The sequence below is a fragment of the Rhodoferax sp. GW821-FHT02C08 genome (genome assembly GCF_059421805.1).
In genome coordinates, this window is sequence record NZ_JBWKVR010000006.1 from 52,744 (window position 1) to 67,600 (window position 14,857).

The 14,857-nt window shown below is 62.8% G+C and carries 6 protein-coding genes; 2 read left to right on the top strand and 4 right to left on the bottom strand.

Going from position 1 to position 14,857, the window contains the following annotated elements; all coding sequences use genetic code 11:
• Positions 1–28 precede the first annotated feature (28 nt).
• The 4 genes from AC07VY_RS09235 to AC07VY_RS09250 all read right to left on the bottom strand — a co-directional run bounded on the left by AC07VY_RS09235 (position 29) and on the right by AC07VY_RS09250 (position 8,431).
• Positions 29–3,235 carry a bifunctional diguanylate cyclase/phosphodiesterase gene (locus tag AC07VY_RS09235; RefSeq protein ID WP_495097182.1) on the bottom strand — a complete coding sequence of 1,069 codons (3,207 nt, stop codon included), beginning with the start codon at positions 3,233–3,235 and terminating at the stop codon, positions 29–31.
• A gap of 96 nt (positions 3,236–3,331) precedes the next feature.
• The gene (locus AC07VY_RS09240; protein WP_495076570.1) at positions 3,332–4,291 is read right to left on the bottom strand and encodes an alpha-E domain-containing protein; all 960 of its coding nucleotides are present in this window, start codon (positions 4,289–4,291) and stop codon (positions 3,332–3,334) included.
• Positions 4,292–4,323: 32 nt separating this feature from the next.
• Entirely contained in the window at positions 4,324–5,829 is a 1,506-nt protein-coding gene (locus AC07VY_RS09245) for a circularly permuted type 2 ATP-grasp protein (protein ID WP_495076571.1), read from the bottom strand.
• Positions 5,830–5,956: 127 nt separating this feature from the next.
• The gene (locus AC07VY_RS09250) at positions 5,957–8,431 is read right to left on the bottom strand and encodes a DNA internalization-related competence protein ComEC/Rec2 (protein ID WP_495097183.1); all 2,475 of its coding nucleotides are present in this window, start codon (positions 8,429–8,431) and stop codon (positions 5,957–5,959) included.
• Between the two features lie 117 nt (positions 8,432–8,548).
• Between AC07VY_RS09250 and AC07VY_RS09255 the strand changes: the two genes are divergently transcribed.
• Together AC07VY_RS09255 and AC07VY_RS09260 are read left to right on the top strand one after the other, a co-directional pair.
• A complete protein-coding gene (locus tag AC07VY_RS09255; protein ID WP_495097184.1) occupies positions 8,549–12,124 on the top strand; it encodes a transglutaminase family protein in 3,576 nt (1,191 codons plus the stop codon).
• Between the two features lie 132 nt (positions 12,125–12,256).
• On the top strand, positions 12,257–14,842 hold the full coding sequence (locus tag AC07VY_RS09260) for a circularly permuted type 2 ATP-grasp protein (RefSeq protein ID WP_495076574.1): 2,586 nt from the start codon (positions 12,257–12,259) through the stop codon (positions 14,840–14,842).
• Positions 14,843–14,857 lie beyond the last annotated feature (15 nt).

Below are 14,857 nucleotides of genomic sequence, written 5' to 3' on the forward strand. Positions count from 1 at the left end.
AGCATATTGACGATCGCCGAGGGCGGGCTCACACAAGAAGACTGCGCCGCCGCTCGGCCCCTCGCTTACGCTCAATCAACCACTTCGCAAGCTCCTCAGCCGCCATAGGACGCGCAAAATAGTAGCCCTGCAGTTCGTCACAAGCCAAGGCCCTCAATTGACCGGCCACCTGCTCCCCCTCCACCCCTTCCGCTACCACCTTCAGACCCAGGGTATGGCCCAAGGCAATGATGGCGCGAACAATCGCCAGGTCGGTCGGATCGGTCAACATGTCGCGCACAAAAGACTGGTCTATTTTCAGCTTGTCGATCGCAAAACGCTTGAGGTACGCCAGACTGGAATAGCCCGTCCCAAAGTCATCGATCGATAGCTGGATGCCCAAAGCCTTGAGCGCCACCAGCTGCTCCTCGGCCAGGTTGGTATTGCCCATCAGCACGGACTCCGTGATCTCGATTTCCAGCGCCGCAGGCATGACACCGTGCTGCTGCAGACAATGGCGCACCTGCTCGGCAAGATCGCCGTCGGCCAACTGCAGTGCAGACAGATTGACCGACACACTGAGGCTGCTCAGTCCCTGCCCGTGCCAGCGTGCCAACTGCGAGCAAGCCTCTTGCAGCACCCAGACTCCGATCGGGCGGATCAGGCCTGTCTCTTCGGCCAAGGAAATAAAACTGGCGGATGGCACAGCCCCCAGCTCCGGGTTGTCCCAGCGCAGCAAAGCCTCCACACCCACAATGTCCAGGGTATTGGCATTCACCTTGGGCTGGTACTGCAGGCTGAACTCGCCCAATGCCAACGCCTGGCGCAAGTGCTGCTCCAATACCAGCCGGTGCTGGGCCAATTGTTCGATCTCGGGCTCGTAGAAGCGCAGCATATCGCGCCCCGCATTCTTGGCCACGTACATGGCGGCATCGGCCCGCCGCATCAGTTCATCCAGATCCATACCGTCTTCAGGGTACAGCGCCACACCCACACTGCAAGACACATGCAAGGCATTGCCCTCCACATGGTGTGTCTGCCGAATCAGCGGTATCAGCCGCTGTTCGACCATCTCTTGCACCTCACTACGTTCGACAATACCGCGCAATACGATCACATATTCATCGCCACCCAGCCGGCTGACCGTATCGCCAGCCCGCACCACCCGTGTCAGCCTACTGGCCACGGACCGCAGTACGCCATCGCCAATATGGTGGCCCAAGGTGTCGTTGATGATCTTGAATCGGTCCAGGTCAATGAATAGCACTGCGACGCGATCGCCGTCGCGCCGCGCTGCTTGCAGGGCTTCTTCCAACTTCAGCACGCACAGGGCGCGGTTGGGCAGCTCCGTCAATACGTCGTGCTGTGCCAGATACTGCACCCGGGCTTCGGTACGCTTGCGGTCGGTGATGTCTACGGATATGCCGATGTACTGAGACACGGCCCCCAGACGCGAGCCGTCCCGTACGGCCGACACCATCAGCCAGGCCGGATAAGTCTCGCCCGAACGCTTGAGAAAATTCACCTCGCCCTGCCAGGCATCACGCTCCTGCAAAAAGCCATCCAGGTGCTGCCCCAAGGTTGCGGCCTGCGGCCCTTCGATCAAAAACCCCAAGTGTTCACCAATCACCTCATAAAAATCGTAAGAGGTGCTGCGGCAAAACGCGCGGTTCACACTGAGTATTTTTTGCTTGGGATCCATGATGATGATGCCCTCCGACGAGGCCTCGAACACCTTGGCCCACAGCTCCAGGCGCTTCTCCATCACCTTCAGCACATTGACGGGGGTAAACGCCGTCAGCACCGCATCCCGCCCTTGAAACTGCAAGCGACGAGCTGACAACACGGCCCAGGACGGCTCGGCAGCACCCTGCCAGCGCACCTCGAATTCATCCACCTTACCCTGGTCGGACAGGTGCTGAAAAAACCGCGCACGCACGCCATGCTCCAGACCTGTTACCCAGGGGTCACGGGTGCTGCCCCCTAGCCACAGCTGGGCCGGTGCATTGGCATGCAGTACCTCGTGGTCGGGTACCGAAGTCACCACAAGGGCGATCGGGATAGCCTCCACCAAAGCCTGCTGCGCCTGGGCTGCACGGGTACGGGCCGCCGTCTCCTGCTGCACCATGCGCTGTTCGTCCAGCTGCGCCAGCATGCCATTGAAAGCGGTGACCAATTGGCCTATTTCATCCCGGCTGTGCCACACAGCGCGCCGCGTGTGGTCGCCGGTCTGGCGCACGGCATCAGCCACCAAAGCCAGCTGCTTCAGCGGCCGCGAGATCTGCCGGGCCACCGCATACACAAGGCTGAGAATGCAGGACAACAGCAGCAGTGCCGTGCCCAGGTCCAGCCACATGCGACTGAACAGCATATCCACGCGGTCATGCAGCAGGCGGTCCAGATCGGTTGCCGTGCTCGCCCAAGCCGTGCTCATCGCATCCAGCGTCTCGGTGTAATGGATGCCCAGCTGCGCAAGTATCTGGGGATCAGAGTTGCCATCGGCCAGCTCCTGCACGGCAGTCAAGAATGCGCCCAGCCTTTGCTCCAGCAGCTTGCGTCCATTCTCCAGCGCTGCGCGCTGCACCGGCGTGCCTGCGGCAAATGCCTGGTTGTAGTCGGAACGAATACCCAAGGCCACGGCATCCAGTCGGCCAGCCAATATCAACAGCTCGGTACGCCGGTCTGTCACGCCCGACGGAATTTTGTCTGCTGCGGGTGCCTTGGGAAGTATGCGTACGGTGTCGTTCAGCACCTCCAGCAACTCGGGAAAGCGCAGCACCACCAGGGACATAGCGTAGTAGCTATCCAGGTCCGGGTCCAGAATCAGATTCGACTGGTTGCCCACCGTGGTGAGCAGCTCGCGGCCTTGCCGCACCATGCCTTTCAAGGCATTTTGGCGCCCCACCTCGTCCACCCGGGCGGCGATACGCCAGGCGGAAATGAATTCCTGGCTGGCCTGGGTGGTTTTCAGCTCTTCGTCCAAGCTTTCGCGCAATTGCTGAAAGCGTTGCAACGCAATTTCACTCTGCCCGCTCTGCGATGGCAGAAAGGGCAACATCAATACATCTCGTACCGCCACGCTGTACGCCGTGCCTCTGATCTCCTTGCGGGTGAAATCAATGGACAGGTACTTTTCGTGGATCAGGATGCCGGACACATAAATGACCGCGGTCAGGTCCAGCAGGTAAATCAGCGTAAGTTTGCGCCCTACGCTCAAGCGCCCTAGCCAACGGGTGAACGTGTTGGTCAACGCCATGGCGTTAGGCGGGCTCCGGAATCAAGACGTGGAAAGAACTGCCCCGGTGGGCAATCCTTTCCAGTAGGGCTAAGTAAGATGCCAGCTCTCCGCCGCTCAGTTGGCGGTAGGAACCAAAAACTCTCGGCTGATGTACGCGCCCAGCTCATTCACCCGGTCCAGGAACTGGGTCAGGAAAGCATGCAAGCCGGTGGCCAGGATTTCATCGATACGGGCAAACTGCAAATCGGCACGCAGTTTGCCGGCGCGGCGCAGCGTCTCGCTGCCCGGGTCGCTGGACACCAGCAGCAGGTTGTTCAGCACCTCGTTCAAGCTGCCGTGCAGCGAACGCGGCATGTCGGCGCGCAGAATCAGCAGCTCGGCGACACGCTCTGGCTTGATCACATCGCGGTACACCTTGCGGTACACCTCGAAACCCGAGACGCTGCGCAAAATAGCGCTCCAGTGGTAGAAATCGTACTCTTGGTCCTTCTCATTGGCAGTGCCAAAGAAGTCGCTTTGCACCGCATGGAACTTGACATCCACCAGGCGCGCAGTGTTGTCGGCCCGCTCCAGGAATGTACCCAAGCGCAGGAAGTGAAAGGCCTCGTCCTGCAGCATGGTGCCTAGGGTCACGCCGCGCGACAGATGCGAGCGGAACTTGACCCATTCGAAAAACTGTGCCGGGTCATTTTCAAACTCGCCAGACTTCAGCATGCGGTTGACTTCCAACCAGGTGGTGTTCAGCGTCTCCCAGACCTCGGTGGTCAGGGTGCCGCGCACCGCACGGGCATTCTCACGCGCCGCGCGCAGGCAGGAAATGATGGAGGATGGGTTTTCTTCGTCCTTCACCATGAACTCCATCACCGACTGGGAGGTGATGGCGCCATGCTTTTCGGTGTAGGGGTGCAGCAGTTCGCTGATGGACAACAGGCCTTGCAGCCCCACCTGGGCCACTGCGTTGGACTGGGGCAGCAGCGCTGTTTGGTAGTTGATATCCAACATGCGCGCTGTGTTCTCCGCGCGCTCGGTGTAACGGGACATCCAGAATAAATGGTCAGCGGTGCGTGACAGCATGAGGTTGTTCCTTGTTCTGTGTGTCTACGTGTCTAGGATTGGGATTGGCTGTGCACGGCAGGCACGGTCGCGGGTACGGAGTCGTCCTCCAGAATCCAGGTGTCTTTGGTACCACCGCCCTGGGACGAGTTCACCACCAGCGAGCCATCTTTCAGGGCCACGCGGGTCAAACCGCCGGGCACCATCTGCACTTCCTTGGCAGACAGCACAAACGGCCGCAAATCGATGTGTCGCGGCGCAATGCCAGACTCCACAAAGGTCGGGCAGCTCGACAGGCTGAGCGTGGGCTGGGCGATATAGCCGCTAGGGTTGGCCAACAGCGCGGCGCGGAACTCCTCGATCTCGGCCTTGGTCGATGCCGGCCCGACCAGCATGCCGTAGCCGCCGGCGCCATGCACCTCCTTGACCACCAGGTCTTTCAGGTTGGCCAGGGTGTAGGCCAGGTCGTCCTTGTTGCGGCACATGAAGGTGGGCACGTTGTTCAGGATGGGCTTTTCACCCAGGTAGAACTCGATCATCTTGGGCACATAGGGGTAGATGGACTTGTCGTCCGCCACGCCGGTACCCACGCCGTTGCAGATGGTCACGTTGCCGGCACGGTAGGCGGCCATCAGGCCGTCACAACCCAGGGTGGAGGTGGGGCGGAAGACCTGCGGGTCCAGGAAGTCGTCGTCCACGCGGCGGTAGATCACGTCCACCCGCTTCGGGCCACGCGTGGTGCGCATGTAGCAGAAGTTGTCCTTGACGAACAGGTCCTGGCCTTCGACCAGCTCGATACCCATTTGTTGCGCCAGGAAAGCATGCTCGAAGTAGGCGCTGTTGTACATGCCGGGGGTCAACACCACCACCGTCGGGTCGGCCGTGGCAGCGGGTGCAGAAGCACGCAAGGTCTCTAGCAGCAGGTCGGGGTAGTGGGCCACCGGTGCCACGCGGTGGCTGCTGAAGAGGTCGGGGAAGAGGCGCATCATCATCTTGCGGTCTTCCAGCATGTAGCTCACACCGCTGGGCACGCGCAGATTGTCTTCCAGCACGTAGTACTCACCGTTGCCCTGGGCATCGGGGGCGCGCACGATATCCACGCCGGAGATGTGCGAGTAGATGTTGTTCGGCACGTCCACGCCCATCATCTCGGGGCGGAACTGGGCGTTGTTCACCACCTGCTCGCGCGGGATGATGCCGGCCTTCAGAATTTCCTGGTCGTGGTAGACGTCGTGGATGAAGCGGTTCAGCGCAGTGACGCGTTGCACCAGGCCTTTTTCCATGCTGCCCCACTCGTGGGCAGGGATGATGCGGGGGATGAGGTCAAACGGGATCAGGCGCTCGGTGCCCGAGCCGTCCTCGTCCTTGGCACCGTACACGGCAAAGGTGATGCCGACGCGGCGGAAGATCATCTCGGCCTCTTCGCGCCGCTTGGCCATCATGTCGCCCGGCTGCTTGGCCAGCCATGCGTCATAGATCTTGTAGTGATCCCGGATCTGCTTTCCCTTAGAGAAAAACTCATACGGTAGCGCTGTATACATTTCGTCAAATTTCTGCATAAGTTTTCATCTCCTGAAACCAAAGAATAGCAAGTAACGAGCCATGTTGATGTGTAAATGCGCAACTCGCACAAATTAAGCGCACAACGCTGGGACCTATGTTCGCCGCATCCATCGTAACGACATTTCAGAGCGCTCCATCCGCCAACTGGTGCTGCCAATAGTGCGGCGCTTGCTGCCGATCGCAGACCACGCGCTGCGGCGCCACCGACTGCCAGGTGGCCGCCCCACAGTGGCTGCTGTCCACCACCTGGATGCCGCGCTCCTGATAGCGCGCCAGTACTGGCGGTGCGGGGTGGCCAAAGCGGTTGCGGTAACCCGCTTGCACCAGCGCAAAACGGGGTCGCACCGCGTCCAGAAACGCCGGGCTGCTGGAAGTCTTGCTGCCGTGGTGGGGCACCAGCAGCACATCGGCCCGCAGGGTGTCCGCCCCACCCACCAAACGCGCCTCCTGGGGTTGCTCGATATCGGCCACCAGCAGGGCGGTATGTGCGCCGTTCGATACGCGTAGCACGCAGCTCAGCGCATTCGGTTTTGCGGGGCCGGCGTAGTCGCCCGCCAGGGGATGCAGTACGTCAAACCGCACGCCATCCCAGTCCCAACCCTGCCCGGCGGCACAGCGCGTGACCGAGCGCAGCGTTTGCAAAGGGTGGCCGGATTCAATGGAGCTCAGCAACTCCGCCTGCGGCTGCAGCCCCAGCACCGAGGCCGCGCCGCCACTGTGGTCGCTGTCGCGATGGCTGACCACCACCGTGTCCAGCGTCTCGGCCATGGCGCGCAGCAAAGGCAGCAGCACCCGCTGACCGGCATCGCTGTCCTGGCCCCAGCGCGGGCCCGTGTCGTATAGCAGGCTGTGGTGGGCCGTGCGCACCAGCACGGCATTGCCCTGGCCGATATCGGCCGCCAGCAATTCAAATTGACCTTCAGGCGGACGCGGCGACTGCCACAACAGCACCGGCAACAACATGGGCAAACCCAGCGCACGCACACTCCAGGGTACCGGCAACACCAGCACCACACCACCCAAAACGCCTGCAGCGCCCATCCACAGTGCGGGAGAAGCTACCGAAACCGTAGCAAATGGTAGCTGCACCAGATACTGCAAAACCCAGCCCAGGCCATCGATGCTGCCGGCTGCCAGCTGCCACACCGGCGGCAGCAGCACCCCCAGCATGCACAAGGGCGTGACCACCAGCGTCACCCAGGGAATGGCCAGCAGATTGGCCAGCAAGCCCACCACCGAGACCTGCTGGAACAGCAGCAGCGTCAAGGGTGTGAGCGCCAGCGTAATCGTCCACTGCTCACGCAACATGGAGCGGAATCGGCCTCCAGCGCTGGTATCACCTGCGCCAGCAGCTCCCAAATCTGTAGCAAACAGCACGGCCACCGCGACGAAACTCAGCCAGAACCCCGCCTGCAGCAAGGCCCAGGGATCAATCGCCACCACCACCGCACAAGCCAGCAGCCACACGGAGGGCCAGGGCCAGCTGCGGCCGCTCAAGCGCAATACGCCCACCGTCGCCAGCATCCATACCGTGCGCTGCGAGGGCACGCCCCAGCCACTGAATACCGCGTAAACCAGCGCCAACATCAACCCACCCACCAAAGCCACCTGCGGCACCGGCAGCCACAGGCCGGCGCGCCAGCCCAGCACATCGCTACGCCGCCACAGCCAACCCACCAAGCCCGCAGCCAGCCAGGCAAACATGGTCACGTGAAGCCCGGAGATGGACATCAAATGGGCTACGCCAGCGGCTCTGAACATATCCCAATCGGTTCGTTCGATGGCACCCTGGTCGCCCACCACCAGGGCCGCAATCACGCCGGCCAAATGGCGGTCTGCCACATGCAAATAAATGGCGTCACGCACTGCCTGGCGCGCCCGCTCCACCGGGTGCCACCAGGTGCTGTCCAGCAGTTGGGGTGCTACATCATTGGGGCCGGCACGCACATAGCCGGTGGCCTGCACGCCCTGCTCCCACAGCCACAGCTCGAAGTCGAATCCATGGGGGTTGCGCCCGCCGTGCGGCGCCTTCAAGCGCAGTGTCATCTGCCAGCGTTGGGCGGCGCGCAGGTCTGGCAGCTGGCGCTGCAGCTCCCATTGCGTAGAACTGCCACCCGCGCCAAAAGCCAGCACGCCGTCATACCAAGACAGATCGATACGCGGCGGCACGGCAACCGGCGCATTGCCCATGCGGGCGGACTCCACTTCCAGCCGAAAACGCAGGCCCGACTCGGTACGCTGTGGCATCTGCGCCACCATCCCGACCACCGTGATGTCTCGCCCCTCCAGCGCGGGGTCCAGTGCGGTTTGGACAAAGGCCGAGCAGCGCAGGCCACACGACCCAAAGGCCAGCAGCAAGGCACCCAGAAAAGCCAAGGCCCATCGGGCCATCCCATGCATCCAAGGCGCTGCAAAAGCTATTCTTTTGATAGCTACACACGCAATCAAAACAAGCGCTAGCAGCACGATCAACACATAAACCTGCCAAGACCACAGCTGCGCCTGCCCGAGCTGCAACGCCGTACCCGCCACCCAGCCTGCCAAGCCAGGAGCCACCAGCACCACGCGTTTAATCTCAGACGGCCATGGGTTTTGCATAGAGTTATGTTGAACTGCCACAGTATCTACACATTCTCGTGGCTCAGGACTTGCTAGTATGCGGGCAGGCCAAGACGTTGTCTGGCCAGAACTTTCCAGCTACCAAGAGACACATACATGTCGATCCACGCCGCACTGAACCACGTTACGCACTATAAGTACGACCGCCCGGTCAACCTCGGCCCCCAAGTCATCCGTCTGCGCCCTGCCCCCCATTGCCGCAGCAATGTCATCTCTTACTCGCTGAAAATCGAACCCGCCAACCATTTCGTGAACTGGCAGCAGGACCCGTTCGCCAACTACCAGGCCCGCCTGGTGTTCCCCGAGAAAACCACCGAATTCAAGGTCACCGTGGACCTGGTGGTCGAAATGGCGGTGTACAACCCCTTCGACTACTTCCTGGAGCCCGAGGCCCAGCACTTCCCCTTCAAGTACAAGGACGGCCTGAAGGAAGAACTCTCTCCCTATCTGGCAACCGAGCCTGTCACGCCGCTGGTGCAGGCCTATCTGGACAAGCTGAATCTGGAGAAGCAGCCGACCAATGACTTTCTGGTCTCCATCAACCAACAGGTCCAGCACGACATCAAATACCTGATCCGCATGGAGCCCGGTGTGCAAACGCCAGAAGAAACCCTGGAGAAAGCCAGCGGCTCCTGCCGCGACTCCGGCTGGCTGCTGGTGCAGTTGCTGCGCCATTGCGGTCTGGCGGCACGCTTCGTATCCGGCTACCTGATCCAGCTGACCCCCGACGTGAAAGCCCTGGACGGCCCCAGCGGCACGACCGTGGATTTCACCGACCTGCACGCCTGGTGCGAAGTCTTCCTGCCCGGTGCCGGCTGGGTCGGCCTGGACGCCACCTCAGGCCTGTTTGCAGGCGAAGGCCACATCCCCCTGGCCTGCACGCCCCAGCCCTCCAGCGCCGCGCCGATTGAAGGCGGCGTGGACAAGGCCGAGGTCGAGTTCGAACACCACATGCAGGTCACCCGCCTGTACGAATCGCCACGCGTCACCAAGCCCTATACCGACGAGCAATGGGCCGAGGTGCTGGCCCTGGGTGAAAAAGTGGACCAGGACCTGGTCGCCGGCGATGTGCGCCTGACCATGGGCGGCGAGCCCACCTTTGTCGCCGTGAACGACCGCGATGCCGCTGAATGGAATACCGATGCCCTGGGCCCCACGAAGCGCGGCTTCGCCACCGAGCTGGTGCAAAAGCTGCGCGACGAATACGGCCAGGGCGGCTTTCTGCACTTTGGCCAGGGCAAGTGGTACCCCGGCGAGCAACTGCCACGCTGGGCGTTGAATATCTTCTGGCGCGCCGACGGCCAGCCCGTGTGGCGCAACCCCGCCCTGTTTGCCGATGAGCGCCAAGCCTCCAACTACACCAGCGAAGACGCACAGCGGTTCACCCAACGCCTGGCCGAAAACCTGGGCATCACCACCAAATTCATCCTGCCCGCCTACGAAGACGTGTGGTACTACCTGTGGCGCGAGCGCCGCCTGCCTGTCAACGTAGACCCGTTCAACTCCAAGCTCAGCGACGAGATGGAACGCGCCCGCCTGCGCCGTGTTTTCGAGCAAAAGCTGGACTCGGTGATCGGCTATGTGCTGCCCGTGCGCCCCGCCGACGGCCCACGCCTGGCCGGCCCGGTGTGGACCACCGGCCCCTGGTTCCTGCGCGACGAGCGCATGTACCTGATGCCCGGCGATTCGCCCATGGGCTTCCGCCTGCCGCTGGACTCCTTGCCATGGGTCAGCGAGGCCGAGTTCCCCTACATGATCGAGCAGGACCCGTCGATTCCACGCCCCGGTCTGCCTGAATCCAGCAGCATTTACGCCCGCTACGCCAACCGGGCTGCGGCGCGCGCAGCAGGCTTCACCAGCAGCGCCACCGCTGTAGGCGGCCCGCTGCGTCCGACCCAGGTGCCCACCCTGACCGAACGTGCCAGCATGCCCTACCAGGCCGGTGGTACGCCGCAGCCCGAAGCCGCGCGGCAACGCCAGGACGGCTCGGCCAGCGCACTCGGCGCAGTGCCCCCGTTGGCGAACGCGTCCCGCCCCGGGCAAACCGAGCCCGCCGACTTCAACCGCGTGCCGGCACGCAACGAGTCTGCATACTGGGTAGGACGTACCGCGCTGTGCGTGGAAGTACGCGACCCGCGCCGCGCCAGCGGCCCCAAGGCCGAAGCCGTGGGTACCAAGTCCGGCGTGATCTACGTCTTCATGCCGCCACTGGAGCTACTGGAGGACTACATCGAACTGCTGTCCGCCGTGGAAAACACGGCCGAGCAACTCGGCGTCAAGCTGGTACTCGAAGGCTACCCACCACCACGCGACCCGCGCCTGAAGCTACTGGCCGTGACACCCGACCCCGGCGTCATCGAGGTCAACGTACACCCTGTCACCTCCTGGGGCGAGTTGGTCTACAACACCGAGTTTTTGTACAACGCCGCGTTCGAATCGCGTCTGAGCGCCGAGAAGTTCATGACCGATGGCCGCCACGTGGGCACCGGCGGCGGCAACCACTTCGTCATGGGTGGCGCCACCCCGGCGGAAAGCCCGTTCCTGCGCCGGCCCGAGCTGCTCACCAGCCTGCTGGTCTACTGGCACAACCATCCGTCCCTGAGCTATCTGTTCAGCGGCATGTTCGTCGGCCCGACCAGCCAGTCACCGCGTGTGGACGAAGCCCGCAACGACCAGCTCTACGAGCTGGAAATCGCGGTCGAGCAAGTCGCCAAGAACCGTGAAAAATACGGCCAGGACATGCCGCCATGGATCGTGGACCGCACGCTGCGCAACATCCTGATCGACGCCACCGGCAACACCCACCGCAGCGAGTTCTCCATCGACAAGATGTACTCGCCCGACAGCGCTACGGGCCGCCTAGGCCTGCTGGAGTTCCGCGCGTTCGAGATGCCGCCGCATGCCCGCATGAGCATTGCCCAGCAGCTGCTGCTGCGCGCTCTGGTGGCCCGGTTCTGGAACGAACCGTACAAGGCGCCCGCCACGCGCTGGGGTACCGAGTTGCACGACCGTTTCATGCTACCGGCCTTCATCGAAATGGATTTCAACGACGTGATCGACGAAATGGTGGCCGCAGGCTATGCCTTCGACCGCAGCTGGTTTGCACCGCACCTGGAATTCCGCTTCCCTCTGGTAGGCGACATCCAGACCCATGGCATGACGCTGACCCTGCGCAATGCGCTGGAGCCCTGGCATGTACTGGGCGAAGAAAGCACGTCCAGCGGCACCGCCCGCTATGTGGATTCGTCCCTGGAGCGCATGGAAGTGCGCGTGACCGGCTTCAACCCAAGCCGCTACGTGGTCACCTGCAATGGCCATGCCGTGCCGCTGCAACCCACCGGCACAGTGGGCGAATATGTATCGGGCGTGCGCTACCGAGCCTGGAACCCGCCATCGGCCCTGCATCCGACCATCGGCATCCACGCGCCGCTGACCTTCGACATCGTGGACACCTGGATGAAGCACTCGGTAGGTGGCTGCCAGTACTTCGTGACCCATCCAGGCGGTGTGAACTACGAGAACTTCCCGGTCAATGCGAATACCGCAGAGAGCCGCCGTTTATCGCGCTTCACACGCATGGGTCATACCCCTGGCGAAATGCGCGTCCCCCCGGCCACAATCAACGTGCCCGGCAGCCGCGAGTTCCCATTCACCCTGGATCTGCGTCGCTGATCCACCCGCCGCCCGTAACGGGTGGCATATGTTTATGCACGGGGGCATCCGCCTGCGGCGTTTGCCCCCTCATCTGGTGTGACAATTGGGTGAATTGTGGAAAATCAGAACACCCCCCTATTTCAAATGCCCATGTCGCAGGACCCACGAGCCCTGGCGTCTGTGCTTGCGCGCAGCGCAGCCCTAGGGCATTTTGATGAGTTACGCGGCCAAGCCAGGGCATCCGACGCCAGTCCGCACAAGTCCGCCGCCGAGCGCGCGCCCCTGGTACCCGAGTGGAACCATTTCTTTGAACACCTGGGCTCCAGCGGCTTTGCCGACCTGAACCGGCGCACCGAGCAATTGCGGCGCCAGATCCACGACAACGGCGTCACCTACAACGTTTATGCCGACCCGGAAAACCCACAGCGGCCCTGGTCGCTGGACCTGTTCCCGCTGATCGTCACCCCGGAAAGCTGGCAGCAAATCGAAACCGGCGTGCTGCAACGCGTGCGCGTACTGGACCGTGTGTTGGCCGATATCTACGGCCCCCAGCAACTGCTGGCGCAAGGCTTGTTACCGCCCGACTTGGTGCAAGGCCACCCTGGCTATCTGCGCTCCATGCATGGGGTGCAGCCCCTGGGCAGCACCCATCTGCACGTGGCAGCCTTTGACCTGGCGCGCGGCCCCGACGGCAACTGGTGGGTGGTATCGCAGCGCACGCAAGCCCCTTCGGGACTGGGCTATCTACTGGAAAACCGGCTGTCCATCTCGCGCCTGTTCCCGCAAGCCTTCGAGTCCATGCACATCCAGCGGCTGGCCGCGACCTACCAGGCCTTGGTGGATGGTCTCAAGCGCATGAGCCCGGCAGGCAAGGACGCCCATATCGCCCTGCTCACCCCCGGCCCCTACAACGAAACCTATTTCGAGCACGCCTACCTGGCACGCTACCTGGGTTTGACGTTGGTAGAAGGCAGCGACCTCACGGTGCGCGACCAGCGCCTGTACCTCAAGACCCTCAAGGGCCTGGAGCCAGTGCACGGACTGCTGAAACGCCTGGACGACCAGTTTCTGGACCCGCTGGAGCTGCGGCCTGACTCCCGCCTGGGCGTCCCCGGGCTGCTGCAAGTCATACGCGCGGGCAATGTGCTGATGGCCAACCCGCCCGGTTCGGCCTTCCTTGAATCCCCCGCTTTGCTGGGTTTTCTGCCGGCCCTGTCGCGCCACTTGCTGGGCGAAGACCTGCAACTGCCGGCCCTGCCGACCTGGTGGTGTGGCGAGCGCGCCGCCATGGAAGCCGCCCTGCCCGAACTCGGCAACTGCGTGATCAAGCCAACCTACCAGGGTGCTGCCAGCCGCCGCTCGTTTGACGCCGTGCTGGGCAAATCTCTGTCGCGCCGCGAACTGGACGAATGGGCCGGCCGCATCCTGCGCCAGGGTGACGAATACACAGTGCAAGGCTATATGCCGCTGTCGCAAATGCCCACCTGGAGTACCCAGCCCGGCCAACCGGCACGCATTGCGCCGCGCTCCACGATGCTGCGCGTATTTGCTGTGTCGGATGGTCCGCAGTCCTGGCGCGTACTGCCTGGCGGCCTGGCGCGCATGGTGAATGCTGGCGACAGTGTGGCCTCCATGCAGCGCGGTGGCAGCAGCGCCGACGTATGGGTCAAGGCCCAGGGCGAAGTGGACCGTACCACGCTGCTGCATACCAGCCTGTCACCCGAGGCCGTGACCCGGCGCAGCCACCGCGTCACCAGCCGAGCCGCTGAAAACCTGTTCTGGCTGGGACGCTATGCCGAGCGTACCGAAAACACCTTACGCCTGGCACGCGTCACGTTGGAAGGCCTGGGGGGCGAGGACCAAACGGCCACACCCTTCCTGTCCTGGCTGCATGAGATGTCGGTACAGCATGGCCTGGTGCTGGCCGCTGTACCCTCTCCGCTGCAGGCTCGGCGGGTGTTTGAACGCTCACTGATCGCCGCACTGGCCGACCCCAATGCCGCGCACAGCGTGGGCTACAACCTGCGGGCCATCAAGAACACGGCCGCCACGCTGCGTGAACGACTGTCACAAGAGCACTGGAACGTCATCCTGCGCGCCGAGGAGAAGTTCTTCAGCCGCTGCGCCCGCAATGGCCGTGGCGGCGACTTTTCTCCAATCGAAGCCTTGCAGGTACTTGAAGCCACCAGCACCCATCTGGCCGCCATGACCGGCGCCCAGACCGATCGCATGACGCGCGATGATGGCTGGCGCCTGCTCAGCATTGGCCGCCATATCGAACGTCTGGGCTTTTTGTCCAGCGCTTTGGCACGTGGCTTCAAAACCGGATCCGTGGCCAACACCGGCGGCTTTGAAGCCATGGTGTCGCTGTTTGACAGCAGCATCACCTTCCATTCGCAGTACCAGCAAAGCCGCGAAGTCGTGGCCCTGCTGGACCTGCTGGTGCTGGACCGCGATAACCCCCGCTCGCTGGCCTGGGTCGCCCAGACCCTGCGTGGTCGCCTGGCCAAGCTGGCTGGCAGCGCGCCGAATGAGCTCAGCCCCATGGCCCAAAAGGTGGTGGCACCGGCCGACTGGGATCTGGCCAAGCTGTGCAGCGTGGACGCCCAGGGGCACTACAGCCACCTGATACGGCTGCTGACGCAATGTGCACAATGTGCCTATGACACCTCGGATGAAATCAGCGCCACCTACTTCACCCACTCGCGGGACGCCAAGCGAAGCCTGGGAGCCTGAGTTGCACCCGCATGC